12 protein-coding genes are annotated in these 16,049 nt (G+C 64.0%); 5 read left to right on the forward strand and 7 right to left on the reverse strand.

The window, feature by feature from the left end:
- Nucleotides 1-10: 10 nt before the first annotated feature.
- The 3 genes from uvrB to LB554_RS17140 form a co-directional block, all read right to left on the reverse strand.
- Entirely contained in the window at nucleotides 11-3,175 is a 3,165-nt protein-coding gene (gene uvrB / locus LB554_RS17130; protein WP_140721741.1) for an excinuclease ABC subunit UvrB, read from the reverse strand.
- 117 nt (nucleotides 3,176-3,292) lie between these two features.
- Complete coding sequence (locus LB554_RS17135) at nucleotides 3,293-4,891, reverse strand: DUF2778 domain-containing protein (protein WP_224585766.1); 1,599 nt, start codon at nucleotides 4,889-4,891, stop codon at nucleotides 3,293-3,295.
- Nucleotides 4,892-5,412: 521 nt separating this feature from the next.
- Nucleotides 5,413-6,669 (reverse strand): hypothetical protein, encoded by a 1,257-nt coding sequence (locus LB554_RS17140; protein WP_224585774.1) that lies wholly within the window; start codon nucleotides 6,667-6,669, stop codon nucleotides 5,413-5,415.
- Nucleotides 6,670-6,813: 144 nt separating this feature from the next.
- Between LB554_RS17140 and LB554_RS17145 the strand changes: the two genes are divergently transcribed.
- Nucleotides 6,814-7,887: a CapA family protein gene (locus LB554_RS17145; RefSeq protein WP_224585776.1), complete on the forward strand. Its 1,074-nt coding sequence runs from the start codon at nucleotides 6,814-6,816 to the stop codon at nucleotides 7,885-7,887.
- Nucleotides 7,888-7,982: 95 nt separating this feature from the next.
- Nucleotides 7,983-8,942, forward strand: coding sequence for a DUF3137 domain-containing protein (locus LB554_RS17150; RefSeq protein WP_140721749.1), 960 nt, complete (start codon nucleotides 7,983-7,985; stop codon nucleotides 8,940-8,942).
- A 17-nt stretch (nucleotides 8,943-8,959) separates the two neighbouring features.
- On the opposite strand, the gene LB554_RS17155 is transcribed toward LB554_RS17150, so the two are convergent.
- A complete protein-coding gene (locus LB554_RS17155) occupies nucleotides 8,960-9,457 on the reverse strand; it encodes a YegJ family protein (RefSeq protein WP_015316127.1) in 498 nt (165 codons plus the stop codon).
- A gap of 437 nt (nucleotides 9,458-9,894) precedes the next feature.
- Between LB554_RS17155 and LB554_RS17160 the strand changes: the two genes are divergently transcribed.
- Both LB554_RS17160 and LB554_RS17165 read left to right on the forward strand, forming a co-directional pair.
- Nucleotides 9,895-10,137: a DUF1344 domain-containing protein gene (locus LB554_RS17160; protein WP_015316128.1), complete on the forward strand. Its 243-nt coding sequence runs from the start codon at nucleotides 9,895-9,897 to the stop codon at nucleotides 10,135-10,137.
- 180 nt (nucleotides 10,138-10,317) lie between these two features.
- A complete protein-coding gene (locus tag LB554_RS17165; RefSeq protein WP_224585778.1) occupies nucleotides 10,318-11,940 on the forward strand; it encodes an FAD-binding oxidoreductase in 1,623 nt (540 codons plus the stop codon).
- A gap of 21 nt (nucleotides 11,941-11,961) precedes the next feature.
- Here LB554_RS17165 and LB554_RS17170 read toward each other — a convergent pair whose 3' ends face one another.
- The 3 genes from LB554_RS17170 to LB554_RS17180 form a co-directional block, all read right to left on the reverse strand.
- Nucleotides 11,962-12,483 (reverse strand): hypothetical protein, encoded by a 522-nt coding sequence (locus tag LB554_RS17170; RefSeq protein ID WP_224585780.1) that lies wholly within the window; start codon nucleotides 12,481-12,483, stop codon nucleotides 11,962-11,964.
- A gap of 162 nt (nucleotides 12,484-12,645) precedes the next feature.
- Nucleotides 12,646-13,776 (reverse strand): hypothetical protein, encoded by a 1,131-nt coding sequence (locus LB554_RS17175; protein WP_224585782.1) that lies wholly within the window; start codon nucleotides 13,774-13,776, stop codon nucleotides 12,646-12,648.
- 6 nt (nucleotides 13,777-13,782) lie between these two features.
- Entirely contained in the window at nucleotides 13,783-14,217 is a 435-nt protein-coding gene (locus tag LB554_RS17180; protein WP_224585785.1) for a hypothetical protein, read from the reverse strand.
- An 884-nt stretch (nucleotides 14,218-15,101) separates the two neighbouring features.
- Between LB554_RS17180 and LB554_RS17185 the strand changes: the two genes are divergently transcribed.
- On the forward strand, nucleotides 15,102-16,040 hold the full coding sequence (locus LB554_RS17185; protein ID WP_224585787.1) for a diacylglycerol/lipid kinase family protein: 939 nt from the start codon (nucleotides 15,102-15,104) through the stop codon (nucleotides 16,038-16,040).
- Nucleotides 16,041-16,049: the final 9 nt, after the last annotated feature.

A 16,049-nucleotide genomic window follows, 5' to 3' on the forward strand; every position in this document is an offset into this window, starting at 1 on the left:
CGAAGAATTGCTACCGTCCGGGCCTGCCTGTCTTGCCCGGCCGGCGCTTTTCGCGGCGGGCGTCGCCTTGGTCTTCGTAGGAGCCGATGCCGGAGCGTTGACGGACGATAGGCTTGTCGGCATCGCCGCGATCCTTCGCGCCCCTCTCTGTCCTGCCGGACATCTCCTCCACGGGGGAGATTGGCTGTGGCTTCGCCGGGACTTTTCCCTCTACCGGTTTTTCGGTGCGACGCACCGTCATCTCGTCGAGCGAGTTCTTCTTGAACAGCGGCTTGGTCGCATCGCCGGGGATGCCGAAGTCGGAGCCATGCGCTTCTTCCGCCGACTGCTTCTTGAACAGCGACCGCGACACCGCGCCTGACGGCGTCGGCATGTCGGTACCAGGTCCCATATCGTCCAGTGACGGCTTGGCGAACAGTGGCTTCTTCACCGGCACGGCGCCGTCGGCGCCCATCTCGTCGAGATCGGGCTTGCGGAAGAGGTTGGGCCTGGCGGCCTTGGCTGCCTCTTCGGCGGCGCGTGCCTGATCGAGCTTGCGGAACCGTTCCTGTTCCTCCAATGTCCGATGCTTGGCCACGCCCTTGTTGTGCTTGCCCTTTTCGCGGCCAGAGGCCGGACTTTGGCCTTCCACCTCGCGCGCCAGCGGATCGTCGGAGATCGACAATTCCATCTCGTGCAGCCGCTTGATCTCGTCGCGGATGCGGGCCGCCTTTTCGAAGTCGAGATTGGCGGCGGCGTCGCGCATCTGCTTGTCCAGCGCGTCGAGATGGGCCTTGAAATTGTTGCCCATCATGGCGCCGGCGCTGTCGGTGAACTGCGAGATGTCGGCGCGAACATGGTCCTTCTCGTAGACCGAGTCCAGAATATCGGAGATGCGCGACTTGACCGATTCCGGCGTGATGCCGTTGGCGGCGTTCCACTCCATCTGCTTCTCGCGGCGCCGGTTGGTCTCGGCCATCGCCCGCTCCATCGAACCGGTGACCTGGTCCGCGTAGAGGATGACCTTGCCGTCGACATTGCGGGCGGCACGGCCGATGGTCTGGATCAGCGAGGTTTCCGAACGCAGGAAACCTTCCTTGTCAGCGTCGAGAATGGCGACGAAGCCGCATTCGGGAATATCGAGGCCTTCGCGCAAAAGGTTGATGCCGACCAGCACGTCGAAGGCGCCGAGGCGCAGGTCGCGCAGGATCTCGATGCGCTCCAGCGTGTCGATGTCGGAGTGCATGTAACGCACGCGCACGCCCTGCTCGTGCAGGTATTCGGTCAGGTCCTCCGCCATGCGCTTGGTCAGCACCGTCACCAGTGTGCGATATCCCGCCTTGGTGGTGTCGCGGATCTCACCGACGACGTCGTCGACCTGGCTCTTGGCCGGGCGCACCTCGACCGGCGGATCGATCAGGCCGGTCGGGCGGATAACCTGTTCGGCGAAGACGCCGCCGGCCTGTTCCATCTCCCAGCCGCCCGGTGTCGCCGAAACGGCAACCGAGAGCGGCCGCATTGCGTCCCATTCCTCGAAGCGCAGCGGTCGGTTGTCCATGCAGGAGGGCAGGCGGAAGCCATATTCGGCCAGCGTCGCCTTGCGCCTGAAGTCGCCGCGATACATGCCGCCGATCTGCGGCACGGTGACGTGGCTCTCGTCGATGAAGACCAGCGCATTGTCTGGAATGTACTCGAACAGCGTCGGCGGCGGATCGCCAGGCTGGCGGCCGGTGAGGTAACGCGAATAGTTCTCGATGCCGGCGCAGGAGCCGGTGGCTTCCAGCATTTCGAGGTCGAAGCGGCAGCGCTGCTCCAGCCGCTGCGCCTCGAGCAGACGGCCGGCGCGCTCGAGTTCCACCAGCCGGTGCTTGAGCTCTTCCTTGATCGACTTGATCGCCTGGTTGAGCGTCGGGCGCGGCGTCACATAGTGCGAGTTGGCGTAGATCTTGACGCTCTTCAACTCGCCGGTCTTCTGGCCGGTCAGCGGATCGAACTCGGTGATCGCCTCGATCTCGTCGCCGAACATCGAGATGCGCCAGGCGCGGTCCTCAAGGTGGGCCGGGAAGATCTCGATCGTGTCGCCGCGCACGCGGAACGAGCCGCGCACGAAATTGATGTCCTGGCGCTTGTACTGCTGGGCAACGAGATCGGCGAGCAGAGCGCGCTGGTCGAGCCGGTCGCCGATCTGCATCTGGAAGGTCATCGCCGTGTAGGTCTCGACCGAACCGATACCGTAGATGCAGGATACGGAGGCGACGATGATGACGTCGTCGCGCTCGAGCAGCGAACGCGTCGCCGAATGGCGCATGCGGTCGATCTGCTCGTTGATCGAGGATTCCTTCTCGATGAAGGTGTCGGTGCGCGGAACGTAGGCTTCCGGCTGGTAATAATCGTAATAGGAGACGAAATACTCCACCGCGTTGTCGGGGAAGAATTTCTTGAACTCGGAATAGAGCTGCGCGGCCAGCGTCTTGTTGGGCGCCAGGATCAGAGCGGGGCGCTGCGTCTCCTCGATCACCTTGGCCATGGTGAAGGTTTTTCCGGAGCCGGTGACGCCGAGCAGCACCTGGGTGCGGTCGTTGTTGTCGACGCCCTCGACCAGATCCTTGATGGCGGTCGGCTGGTCGCCGGCGGGCTCGAAATCCGACACCATCTTGATGGCGATGCCGCCTTCGGATTTTTCCGGCCGGGCAGGGCGGTGCGGCGTCCACAGCACGCCGTCCTTGTGCAGCGGATTGCCGGATTCGATTAGCGCCGAGAGCGCGGCCACCGTGGCGGTGACGCCACTGGACGACATCGTCTCGGCTTCTTCCAGCGAGATGTCGAGCCCGGCGACCGGATTGAGGCCGGCCGCCGTGCGTTCGCGGGCCGACGCGGCGCCGCCCATCGAGGTGCCGCGCGCGGTGCGGCCCGGCGCGGCGGAGCGCTCGGGTATTTTCTTCGGCGACTTGGCGCCGCCGCCTTTGCCCGCGGCGCGTCCTTCCCGTTCAGCCTCCTGCTCGATCTGCTCGGCCCAATCGGCGATCGAGCCGGTCAGCGGCGTGCCCGACAATTCGGCCTGCGGCATCTCGGCGAAGCCGCCTTTGTGCAGCGGTTCCGAGGCGTCGAGGAAATCGGTCAGCGGGCTGCGCCGCTTCGGCGCGGCGCGGTCCTCATTCGCCGTCGGCGGCGTTCTTTTATCGGGGGATTTGGCCATGTCCCGAATATGGGATTTCTCGGCCAAAATGGAAAGAGCGCGATGAGGACGGGCCGGCGGTCGCGTCAGGCTCCTGACAGAAGGCTGTCAGGAGGTGGCGGACGGTTTCGCCTTATCTCAAGCGCCGCTTCCGTTCGACGCGACCCGGGTCGCCGATCCGTTCAGGCGATCCACCACGACGAGGCGGGTGACCTTGCCCTTCTTGAAGGCGGCGAGGAAGCGGGAATAGTCCCTGAAGACGACGCAGCCATTGGATTCGGCGCGACCGCCCCGCAGCATGTAGGTATGCGCGAGCAGGCCGTTGCGGTTGTATTTGTTGCCGCCGCTCGTCGGGGTCAGGCGGATCGCCTCGACGCCGTGGAAGCGGGATTCGCGCAGCGACAGATTGTAGGTGTTGGGCGGCGTCGGGCCACGGTCCTTGACGTGGACATAGCGCGGCTGGTCGACCATTGCGCCGAGGCCGGAATGCGCCTCGAGCCGCTGGCCGTCGGGCATGTAGACGGTCTTGGCACTGATGTCGTAGACGGCGACGCCATGGCCGGCGCCGCTTCCAGCGCTCGGGCCGTTGAACAGGTTCCTGAACGCCTGGCCGAGGCCGCCCGAAGGCGTGTCCGGCTTGGCATAGGCCAGCACGTCGCCACCATCACGGGTCCGGCCTTGCCGGGCCGGCTGCCTGGCTTGCTGGACGGGCTTCGGCTGGGGCGCCGGTTTCTGCTCCAAGGTCCTGGGCTGTGCGGCCGGCTTGTCCTCTTCCACGATCCGGGGTTGCCGCGGCGCGTCATATTGCGGGCGGCGGGTCGGCAGCGGCACGTCGTCGGTGAGCGCATCCGGCAGCGAAGCGGCGTCGCCCGGCTGTTCCTGCTGGGTCTCGACAGGCGCCACCGCGACATCGGCGGAGGATTCGGTCATCGGCAGCGGCGAGGCGAAAGCTTCGTCCTCGACCGGCATCGACTCGACGAGGGCAAGCGCCAGCTGCGCGTTGTCGGGCGTTTCCGACTGGGCAAAGCCCATCGGCGCCGGCGCGGTCTGCACGACGGAACCCGTTTCGGCGCTGGCGAAGCGTTCCGCCGCCGGAGCCGGCATGTCGTTGGACAGGCTGGCCATGACCTGGACGGACGGCACCAGGGACGCCTCGGTGATCCGTGGAGCGGCGCTGGAAATCACTGGATGGGTGCTGGCCGCGGTCGCAGGCTTTCCCGCGCCGGCGAAGGCAGCGGCAAGCTTTGTCGGCGACAGCGACGCTTCCATCAGTTCGAAGCGCTGCTGCGATTTCGACTTCGCCGGCGTTGGCTTGGCCTGCGCCACCAGGCGCCCGGATTTCTCCGCCTTGGAGGTTATCGCGGCCAGCTTGAAGCAACTGGCAGCGCACTGTACGGCATGGTCGTGCAGCGCCTGCGCGCCGCCATGGGCATTGGCCGTCATGAAGGGCGCCGAAGAGCTGAGGAAATGCTGCTTCAGCGGATCGGCGAGAGCGAGCGTGCCCGGCATCGACAGCGTCTGCGGCAGGCCGGCTGACGTGACCGAAAGCGAGGCGCCGACAGAGCTAAGGCCGGCCATGGTGCCGATCAGCCATAGGCCGACGGCGGCGCTGACGCCCGGCACCGCGATCCAGCGGACAACCCGTTCAGGGGTGAAGGATGAGGCACGTGGCGCTTCGAAGGCGGTCTCGCCGCTGCAACGCCTGTCCCCGACAATTTTACGACTCAACAACGCCATGCAACCAATCTTGCTCCAATCGGCTCCCACGTCCGCGGCTGTGATAGCCGCGACGACCATTCTGTGAGTGATCCCAGGTGGTCCCCGACGCGTTTGCCGCGCCTGTCGTTAGTTGCCGGTTGCTTCAAAATATGGACAAAGTTGGTTAACCAATCCCTCTCAAAACCAATCGAGAGACGTGGACTTTGTGCCGAAAAAGGCTCGTCCACGACCATGCACGCGGTATTGCAGCCCTTCCAAGGCTTTTTTGCTGCCTGTTTTTGCCGGGCGAGTCAAGCGAAACAGCCTTCGCTAATCCTCGCAAAAGGCGATTCGGCGCTTCCGGGACAGTGAGGCACGCCAAATGCCTGTCGGCCGAGCCGCCCCAACGCCGGTTCTTATTGTCGACGGCTTCATGGCGGCAGGGCACCACTGATGTCGGTGCAGGCGGCCGCCACGAGCACCGTCGCCAGGGAGCTATTTCTAGGCGCTGTCCGTGATTCTCTACTTTGGATCAGTCGAAGTTCGGCTGTCCGCGCCGCTCAGTTGAACCACAGCGCGAACGTCAAAAACCCGCCACCTGCAAACTCGCGCTGGATCTGGTCGAAATCCTCGCTGGTCAGGATCTTGCCGCTCTCCAGATAAGGCGCGATGCCGGGACCGGTGATCGAGAGTACGAGGTCGAAGGGTTTAGGCTCGTCGAAGAAGCGCTTCATGTTGATCCCTTTGCCGGTGATGCGGAAGTGCGGCAGCAGCGCGCGGCCTTCGAGCAGGTCCTCGGCCATCGTCAGGGTCGCGAGCCAGGCCTGCACCTGCTCCTCGCCGACTTCGAGGCCGGTGAGCGGGTTCTCGCCCTTTTGCTGCGGGCCGGGCAGCCATTCGCGGTCATTGTCGGTCTCGGCGCGGATCGCCTTCCAGTCCACGCGCGACAGCCGGATCATTTCGAGCAGCTCCTGGCGCGCCGCCTTGCGGCGTTCCGGTTCGACAACCGGCCAGTTGACGAGATGCACCATCGAGATGAAGTCGGCGATGCGCCATTCCGAGGAGAAGATGCTCGAGCCCATCTCGCTTGGCGGCGGCACGAGGATGTCCTGCAACGGCAGCTTGGCGCGCGGAAACAGCATGTGGAACGAGCCGTCGAACGTGCCCTTGAAATCATGCGCCAGCCAGAAATCGGCCTGCGCCATCAGGAATTCGGCATAGCCTTGCAGCCAATAGCCGTCGGCGCGGTCGAAGCGGAAGGTGAGCGCGGGGGCTGTATCGCCCTGGGAGATGCCGCCGCGCGACAGCGCCGCCATGATCGCCGCCATGCTTTCATCCGGTGCGATGGTGCCGTCCTCGTTGAGGTCGATGCCGACATGGGTGAGGTCGATGACCATGCCGATATCGGCATCGGCCGGCACCGAACCAAGAGTGGTGGCGGACTTTGCCAGCCGGTCACGGAAGGCCACCAGTATGGCGCGGAACTCTTCGTAGGTCAGCGGCTCGGGATTGGGGTTCGCCGGTACCGGCAGCTGCATCAGCGGCAGCATGAAGGATTGCGGGCTCTCGAACCCATGGCGATGCAGGCCGCTGGCCAGCAGTTCCAGCGCGGTGAAGAACTCGCCGGCGCCGGCGGCATAGGCTGACGCTGGATCTTTCGGCGCGGCCGCTTCCAGGGTCGACAGCGCGCCGTCGCGCGCGGCCACGGTCCTTGCCTCGAACAAAGCGGTTGCCGCTTCGGACATGGCCGCCGATGCGGACGACAGCGGCACGAGCACAATGAAAGCCGATGCCAGCAGGCTTGCTATTCGTGTCATCTTTTCCCTCCCATTTGTCGCCGGCGACCATACACAGATTTACGACGCCGCGCCTGTCGATGCCGGCACGCCGTCCACATCGTTGCAAGATTGTCGCCGGGCACGCTTCAACCGGTCCGGCGGACGGTCTACAGAAGGCCAACGATGAGGCGTGCCGTGTCGAACTATCCGCTCTCCTACAAACTGTCCTGGCTGCCGCGGTTCCTGAAACCGTCGCTCGGCGGTGGCGCCACTGGATTTGCGCCGGCATCGGGGACGCTGATGGACCCGCTACCGAGACAGACGGTGCGGCTGGCCTTCATCGGCGACATCTCGGCGGTAGCCAACCGGAGCGCGCCGGACTGCGATCCGGCGATCAAGGCGCTGCTGGGCACGACCGACCTGGTGATCGGCAATTGCGAAAGCCCTGTCGTCGACAGGCCGAGCGCCGTGCTGGGGACAAAGCTCGGTACGCATCATGCGATGAGCGAACGCTTTCTGGCCGAGACACTCGCGGCGGTCGGCATCGGGCGCGAAAAACTGGTCCTGTCGCTGGCCAACAATCATGTGTTCGATCAGGGCGTCGCCGGCTTCGACGCGACGGTCGCGGCGTTGAAGCGGCTCGGTGTCGGCACCATCGGCCTTGCCGCCAAGGGGCCGGTCGAACGCTTCGCTGCCGGGCCGCTCGCTCTCGGCTTCGCCGCTTTCACGCTCTGGCGCAACGCCGATGAGAGACTGTTTGCCGACCGCGTCTCGATGGAAGGCGATCCGGCATGCTGGCCGCGCGAGGCGAGTGCTGGGGTCGATCTCCTCTGTGCCGTGCCGCACTGGGATTGGGAATTCCGGCATTTTCCGCGCGCCGCAACACGGGCACTGGCGCGGCGGCTGGCCGGGCAGGGCGTCGGTCTGATCGCCGGCCATCACGCCCATGTCGTTCAGCCGGTGGAGCGGATCGGCGGGACGGTGATTGCCTATGGACTCGGGGATTTCCTCGGCACCGCTTTTGCCCGCCAGCCGTGGCCGGGGCGGATTGGCGGGATTTTCATGGTGGACGTCAGCGCCGATGCGGAGACGCGCGGCGCTGTCGCGTCCTACTGGTTTCATCCCTTTGTGCGCTTGCGTGCGGGAGACCACGAACGGCTGCTGCCGGTCGAGGCATTGGACGAGCCCATGCGGCAAAAAATCGAGGGCCGCCTGGACGCGATCTTTCCTGCTTCCCTTGTGGACGCGCCGCCCTGACCGCGTGACAGGTCCACGACAGGAGAGGGGTAAGCGCTGGCGACTTTCCCGCGAAAATGGCTATCATGCGGCAACACTGGCGGCGGGGATTGGCGATGGAGACAGCGGATTTCATGCCGGGCGCGGCTGCTATCGCAGCCATTAAGAAAGACATCGAGGTCTACGAAGCGAAAAGGGCCTCGGTGGCACGCGCGGCCAAGTGGCGCGCACCGTTGTTCGTTGGCCTGGTGGTCGTCTTCGTGGCGCTCATTGCGTGGCTGTTCAACAAGGTCGCCGATCCCAACGAGCAATGGTTCTCAACGCCGCACGTATTTCTGTACGTGGTCGGCTTCGTGGTGGCGATCGTGCTCTATTTCCGGGCGATCAGGCCGGCGGCGAGGCTGCAGCAATCATTTCGCCAGACGCTGATGCCGATCATCTTCGGCTTCATTGGGGATATGCGCTACCAGCATGACGTGACGCCGCATTCCTTTGACCGACTGCCGCGCGAGACTGTCGGCGGTTTCACCATGAGCCGCTTCGACGATATCATCTCCGGACGCTATGACGGATTTGCGTTCGAACTGTACGAAGCCGACCTATGGGACGGGGGCGCCACCAAGAACAAGGCGACCACATTCAAGGGCGTCGTCGTCGCCTTCGAAACCATCGAGCCGTTTCCAGGTATACTGGTCGCGGCGCGACGTGCCAGTGGCGTGATCGGCTTTTTCCGCGGCATGTTCGCGCCCAGGATGCAGGAACTGCCGTCCGGCGTGCCGGAGCTCGACGCCGCCTACGAGTTCCGCACCAACAATGTCGAGGCGGCGCGGCCGCTGGTGACCGGCCGGCTGGCGCAAGCGTTGAAATGGCTCGGCGAAACCTGGCCGGACGAGCCCGCGCGCGTCGCGCTCAACGGCAGCGACGGCTTTCTGCTCCTGCCGCAACCGAAGAACTTTTTTGAGCTACCTGATATTTCGGTGCCGCTCGACTACGCCAGCCATGTCGCACCGATGATTTCGGACCTGGGTGCCATGCTGGCGACCGCGGCACTGGTGCGCAAGATCGGCGCAAGCTAGTCCGGTTGGGCAAACGATCAACAATCGTAACCGGATTTGTCGCGCAGGTAGTCCGCTTCTTCCTTCGACATCCTCTTGAACATCACACACACGGTGAAGCTCCCTACTTGCCGCCCGTCGTGTCTATATCCCCAGTCCGAAATATCGTCCCTGGTGAATTCTATCTCCTGGCCGAGGACGACATTGCGCACAGCTGCCGGTTCGTTTGCCAATATGCCGACGAACCCCGTTTCGGTACGCTGGAACGGGATGACCCAGAAGTGCTCGCTGATATCCCCATCGCGCACCTCGACCTTCAATTTGAACCTGTCCGTCCCAGAGGGCGGCGTTCCGGCCAGGGCCAGGAACTCATCCAGGCTGGCAAGAGCCTTTGCAGTCGCCGTCGCCATCTCGGGGTCGTCCGTAGCAAACATAAGCGCTTTGTCATCGTTCGGAATCGCGGCTTGCGCGCCGGCCGATCCCGGAGCACACGCCAACATCATCAAGGACATCATGGACCGGACTGCAAGCTTCATGGAAAGGCCCCCTCATGGTAACGGCGCACCATCCGGCATCCGTTCCAGATTTGCAACCGGAGCGCGAGTTTTCTCCATTTCAATTGGCGATCTGAACTGATCCATGACACAAAATGTGTATCGATAACCGCTCGGCGGTCTGTTTCGTGATGCTGCTCGAGACGGATTGCGGCGGCCTCGCCGTGATCGCAACCGCTCGCCACAATCCCTCTAAACGACTCTTTTCGCGAACGGAAATGCGCTCGCCGGGGGAACCGAAGCGGCCCGGAATGATGTCGGCCGCAGACAATATGTCGGAATTAAGCTTATGATATCCTTTGCGAAAATTCACCCAACGTGATTTGCCGATGATAGCTGTTTCGTTCCAGTTTCGGGCCGTTCGGTGCTGCCCTCTCCCAAGCGGTACCGGAAAACCGAAACAGCACGGAGTGATATCCATGAAGAAGACCCTCGCAACCACCGCCGCTTTGCTCGCCTTCCTCGGCACGGCCTATGCCGCGACCGTTCAGGGCACCATCCAGGCCGTCGATCCGACAACCAAGTCGGTCACCCTCGACGACGGCAAGATCTACCAGCTGTCGCCCGATGCGTCGGTCGGGAAACTGAAGGTCGGCGCCAAGGTGGCGGTGACCGTCGACGACAAGACCGGCATGGTGACGTCGATCAAGAAGGCCTCATAGAGACTGCCGACCGGACTTTGAGACCCTGCTCCAATCTGGCCGGTTCCTTGGGGAACCGGCCATTTTCATTAGCTTGGACCGTCACCGCCAGGCGACGACGGCGGCGGAACGCCGTTGCGGCAGCGACGCTATGGTTTTTGCCAAAAGGCCGCGCTATTCCTTGGCCGCCGGGGGATCCGCATGGCCGAGGAACAAAAGGGATTTCGCCTGTCGCGGCGGCTGCTGCTGGGTGCTGCGGTCGTCGGCGGCGCGGTGCTGTGGGGCGGCACGACCATGGCGCGGCTGGCGCGAGGCCCGTCAGGGCCGAAGAACACCGGACGCATCGCCGATGTAGACGGCATCGCGCTGCCGCTGAAGCCGATCGCGAGCCCGCCCGCCTTCGATCCGTCGCTGCCCTGGCTGGTCAAGGGCGGCGACATCAACGATGCCAGCGGCCTGTCGAGGACGCCGGTCTATGGCGTCGTCGAGGTCAGCGAGGAAGAGCATATCGCCAAGGCGCTCGCCTTCGCGCGCGCCAACGGGCTGAAAGTGTCGCTGGCGGCCATCCGCCATTCGATGGGCGGGCATGCTTTCGACGACAATGCGCTGGTCCTGGATATGAGAAAGTTCAACAAGGTTACGGTGGACGCCGCGGCCAAGACCATGACCTTGCAGCCGGGCGCGTGCTGGCACGACATCCAGACCATGCTGCATCCGCGCTTCGCGGTGAAGGCGATGCAGTCGACCGACATCTTTTCAGTCGGCGGTTCGCTGTCGGTGAACGCGCATGGCATGGACCATCAGGCGGGCTCGGTAGCCGGCTCCATCCGCTCGATGCGGGTGATGCTGGCGGACGGGTCGGTGACCATCTGCTCGCCAACCGAAAACATCGAGCTGTTCCGACATGTCGTCGGCGGCTACGGTCTGTTCGGCGTGGTGCTGGAGGCGACGCTCGATATCGTGGACAATGCCGTCTACCGCACCTCGCGCGAAGTCATCAGATCCGACGATTTCCCGAAATTCTTCGCCGAGGTGCTGGAGCCGAACAAGGACATCGGCCTGTTCTACGGGCATCTGTCGACCGCGCCGGGCAATTTCCTAGAGGACATGATCGTCTACCGCTACGATAAGGTGGCGGAGCAGCCGCCGGGCGACCAGCCGGCGCTCGGCGAACCCGATGGCGTCGGCCTGAAGCGGGTGATCATGAACATGGCCAAATGGGGCAGCGCGTTCCAGGAACTGAAATGGTTCACCGAAAAGACGCTGGAGCCGAAATTCGAGAGTTGTACGGTGCCGCGTAGCTCGGCGCTTGCCCAGGGCGAGGCCTGTCTCGTCACCCGCAACAACCCGATGCACGATTCGGTGCCGTATCTGTTCAACGACCTGATGAACGAGACCGACATACTGCACGAATATTTTATTCCACGCGCGAGCTATAATCCATTCATCGCGGAAGCGCGCGAAATCCTGCGCAACCAGGATCTGCCGGTGCTCAACGCCTCGGTGCGCATCGTCCACAAGGAGGACGTGGCGCTGACCTACGCGCCGGAGCCGGCCTATTCGCTGGTGCTCTATATAAACCAGCCGGCCGATGCCGATGGCAACGCCAGGATGCGGGCGCTGACGCGGGCGCTGATCGACGTGACGATCAAGCATGGCGGGCGCTTCTTCCTGCCCTACCAGCTGCACTATACGGCCAAGGAATTGCTGGCGTCCTATCCCGAACTTCCGGCCTTCATGACGGCAAAGCGGTACTATGACCCGACGGAATTGTTTTCCTCGACCTTCTACCGTGCCATCAAGGCGCTGAGCGAGACGGTGTAGACGGGCGGCACGCGGGCCGGCCTACAGGCCCGTGGGCATCAGCCCCGCCAGCCAGTTCACGGAGCGCTTTGCCGCGTCGGCGGTTGCCGAGGCGGCGCGGCCGAGATCGGTCTTGACCACGGCGTAGCCATTCTTCGTGCGATAGAGCACGCCGGTTCCGCCGTCGACCACCTGTTCATAGGCGACGGGCCGGGCAGCGGCCGCGTCCAGGGCCGTCGTCGGCGATCCGACCGGGACGCTCGGCCGATGGCTGAGTTCTGGCGGCAGCGGGCTTTCCGTCCTGACGGTCCGGCTGGCGGGCTTCAGTTCCGGGCCCGACGCGATCGCGGCCAGGTGCTGGGAGGACGCCGAGCCTTTCGCGCGGCAGATGCCGGACACCAGCGGATAATTGAAATTGCGCTCGTGCAGGATCTGGCTCTTCATCGCCGCTTCGCAATCGGCGATGGTCGACCACTTGGCCGGCGTCTCGCCGATATATTCGCACAGCTTGGCGTCGCAGTCGCAGCCGACAATGGTCATGGCGACAAGGGCGGTCTTGATCACGGTCTCGTCCCTTCGAGATGCCCCCCGGCAGCCCGGTGAGGCATGTCGCGCCTTCAGGCCGACATGCGATCTTCCATTGCGCGCGAACAAGGCGGGATTTTGCCGCGATTGTGGAATGAGCATGACGGCTCGCCGATCCTGACCAGGCGTGGCTGAAAAGCCTCAGTAGTCGTAGACGTGTTCGAGCCTGGCGCCGGCCTTGATCAGCGACGGCAGCACCAGATGCAGCTTGCGCACGGCCACGACCATGCCGGTGCGGCGCGTCGAGGGGTCCGCCGGCAGCGGATAGCTGAACAGGATGCGCATGCCTTCGGGAATGGCGATCGTATCGGTCGACAGCACCGTGACCATGATCTCGTCATTGCCGCCGATCTCGACAAAGGAGACACCCTTGTCGATCAGCCGCGGGATCATGTCGGTGAACACCTGGTAGCGCCTGGTGACGAAGACGGTGCCGTCCGCGCCGTAATCGCGTTCCAGCAAGGTGTCGGGCTCGTTGCGGGTGGCTTCGCCGACCGGCCCCCTGGCCCAGACATGGACATCGAGGAAGGCTGGGTCGGAGGTCGCGGCAAGCGCCTTGGTGATCAGGTCGGCATAGCCTTGCTTGATGGTGTCGGCGAGACCGAAGGCAAGCTTGCGTTCGCTGGTGCGGATGGAACTGTCACCAGGCGCCGGCTGCACCGCGAACAGCCCGGCGCGCTTCTCGGCATAAGGGAACTGGTACCACGGCACCTGATCGAGGAAAGAAGCATACTCCGCAGCCACCTTGGCCTGGTAGATGTCGGCCGCCGTGCGCTTGGCTGACGTCGCCTCGGTGATGCGACCGACCGTGTTCTCATAGGCCCATTGCAGGATATGCTCGATCGAATGGCTGGTGCCGATGATGACCAGCATCTGGTGGTTGGCGTAGTTGAACTTGTAGGGAGAACTGGCGCGGATCACCGTGGCATAGTCTTGCCAGAAGCGGCCGACGTAGGACCAATAGGGAAAGCCGCTCGGCTGGTCCTTGGCGACGAAACCGGCATATTCGCGCGCGGCGTAGACGATCGCCCATTCCGGATAGGTGAGGAAGGTCGACTCCTCCGGCCGCTGGTAGCCGGGGATTTCGGCGCGCACCTTGTCGGCCAGTGCCTTGGGCGGCGCGCCGTCGGCAATGCCTGGCAGCGGCGTCCTGTCGAGCGCCGGCGTCGTCAGGAAGCCATAGGCGAGCCCGGCGATCGGGATCAGGATGACGATGACGATCAGCCAGAGGATCGCCTTGACGATGCGCTTTATCAACCGGAACAGGAACATTGGCCGTCAGGCCGTGGCGAAGTGGTCGTAGATGCGCTTCGACAGCCAGAAGCCGATATAGACGGCGATGCCGCCAATGACGATGTGCGGCAGGTTGGCGAAGAAGCGGGCAGGGAATTCGATGTCGTTGAGGGAGCGGAAGCCGTTGATGAAGATACCGGCATCGAGGCAGCCGGAGCCGGTGATCAGCCCGAGCACGCCGTCGAACAGATAGATCGAGCCGAACAGCTTGAAATAGAACACCGCCTGGCGATGCGAGATGAAGGCGGCAGCCAACGCCCAGACGCCGGAGAAGGCGTGCAGCAGGTCGTCGTACCATTGCAATGAGAACAGGCCGAACAGATTGCCGTCTGCATCGTTGAAGGCCGGAATGTAGCCGATGGCCACGACGCCGAAGAACAAGAACGCGTAGGCGACTGCAAGCTTCTGGATCAGCGTCATGAAGTATCCCCCTTCTACGAGCCCATTTGTAAACGCTACTCTGCCAGCCGCCTGACGCGGTTTTCTGCGCTTCCGCGTTCTACTGCACCGCAGTAGAACTGTGCTCACGGACCCAAAGGTCCGCTGTGCTTCGGTTCTCGAAAACCACGCCATCCGACTCGGCAGAGCGCGTTTTCAAACGGGCTCTGACGACGTCGAACGTTAGCTGATTTTGCCGCTGGTTGCAGCCCCAACCGGAAACACCGTAAAAATCGCGTGGGAGAGCCTAAAGACAGTCGGCGCCGGGATTTCTCCCAGCGCCTCCCTGTCAGATCAGGACACGGTCGCGGCAGCAACTTCCGTAAAGTCGTCGCGCCATGCCGGCCTTGATTTTGACGGTCCTGCCAGAAGCCACCCGAGAGCAGCATCCGTTCCAGACCACGCCGGTCTAGGCCCTTGCGGGCTTTTGCCCTGCGTGCCATCGAAGGTTTTTGCCGTCCTTCATGGCAGCATCGGTCCGCCGTCGGCGTTGGCACGCTTTCCGCGGCCCCGTAGGTCTCGGCTTCCGTCCCTTGAACAAGCAAGCCTGCTCTCGTTCCGGGCCGTACGGGCCTCAGGAAATCCGCCTTTCACTTCGCCTTTCGGCTTGATGATCGGTAGCCGCCTGAGATGGGTTCAACTTACGCCGGGTAAGGGGTTTGGGGAATGGCCGCGCCCCTGTGGATAGCGGGATTATCGGGGACCAATGCCAGAAGCCAGGGAAGTTCAAGCGCGAAGGCCTTAGACAGCCTGCCCCGCGCTTTTTGGCGTCCATGGCCGAACGCGCCCTTGCTCCGCCGGCCGGTACGAGTTTGAATGCCGGCAAAGGATCGGGCATCCAGGTCCGGCGTCGGGGAGGGCGAAACTTGAAGGTCGGGGTGGTGCTCAATCCGATTGCCGGCGGCGGCCGGCTGAAACGGCATTGGCCTGACGTCGCCGCCGCGCTGAAAAAGCACTTCGGCGATTTCGAACTGCGCGAGACGCAGGCCGAAGGCGACGCCGAGCGGCTGGCGCTCGATCTCGCGGCAAACGGCTTCGACCTGGTGATCGCGGCCGGCGGCGACGGCACGGCGAGCGAGGTGGCCGACGGCTTGCTGCAGGCCCGCGAGGAGGGCGGCAGGACGACCGAGCTTGGCCTGCTGCCGTGCGGCACCGGCATCGACTTCGCGCGCGGGCTCGGCCTGCCGAAGGAGATCGGCGCGACGCTGGAACGGATTGCCGGGGCGAAGGCCAGGGCGGTCGATGCCGGCCGCATCTGCTATATCGACGACCATGGCGCGCTGGCCAGCCGCCACTTCATCAACATCGCCAGCCTTGGCCTGTCGGGCGCCACTGATCGCGCCGTCAATGCCGACAAGCGCAAGGGCAGGATGTCGGCCAAGGCGCTGTTCCTGTGGCGCACCGTGGTCGAGTTCATCCGCTACCGCTTCCAGGACGTGCGGATCACCGTCGATGACGGTGACGCGGTCGAGGCGCGCATGGCGCTGGTGGCGGTGGCCAATGGCAAATTCTTCGGCGGCGGCATGATGATCGCGCCCGATGCGGAACTGACCGATGGACAGTTCGACATCGTCATCCTGCGCGCGGCGGGCAAGCTGAAGCTGATCTGGGACATCCGCCTGCTCTATGGTGGGCGGCACCGCAACCATCCAGCGATCACCATCCTGCGCGGCAGGAAAGTGGTTGTCGAACCGCTCGGCGACGTCGAGAAGAATGGCGCGCTGGTCGACATAGACGGCGAGTCACCGGGGCGCATACCCGCCACCTTCGAGATCCTGCCTGGTGCGTTGCTGGTGAGATATTGAATCAAGGCA

Origin of the sequence: Mesorhizobium sp. CO1-1-11, assembly GCF_020164995.1 — a bacterium.
GTDB lineage: Bacteria > Pseudomonadota > Alphaproteobacteria > Rhizobiales > Rhizobiaceae > Mesorhizobium > Mesorhizobium australicum.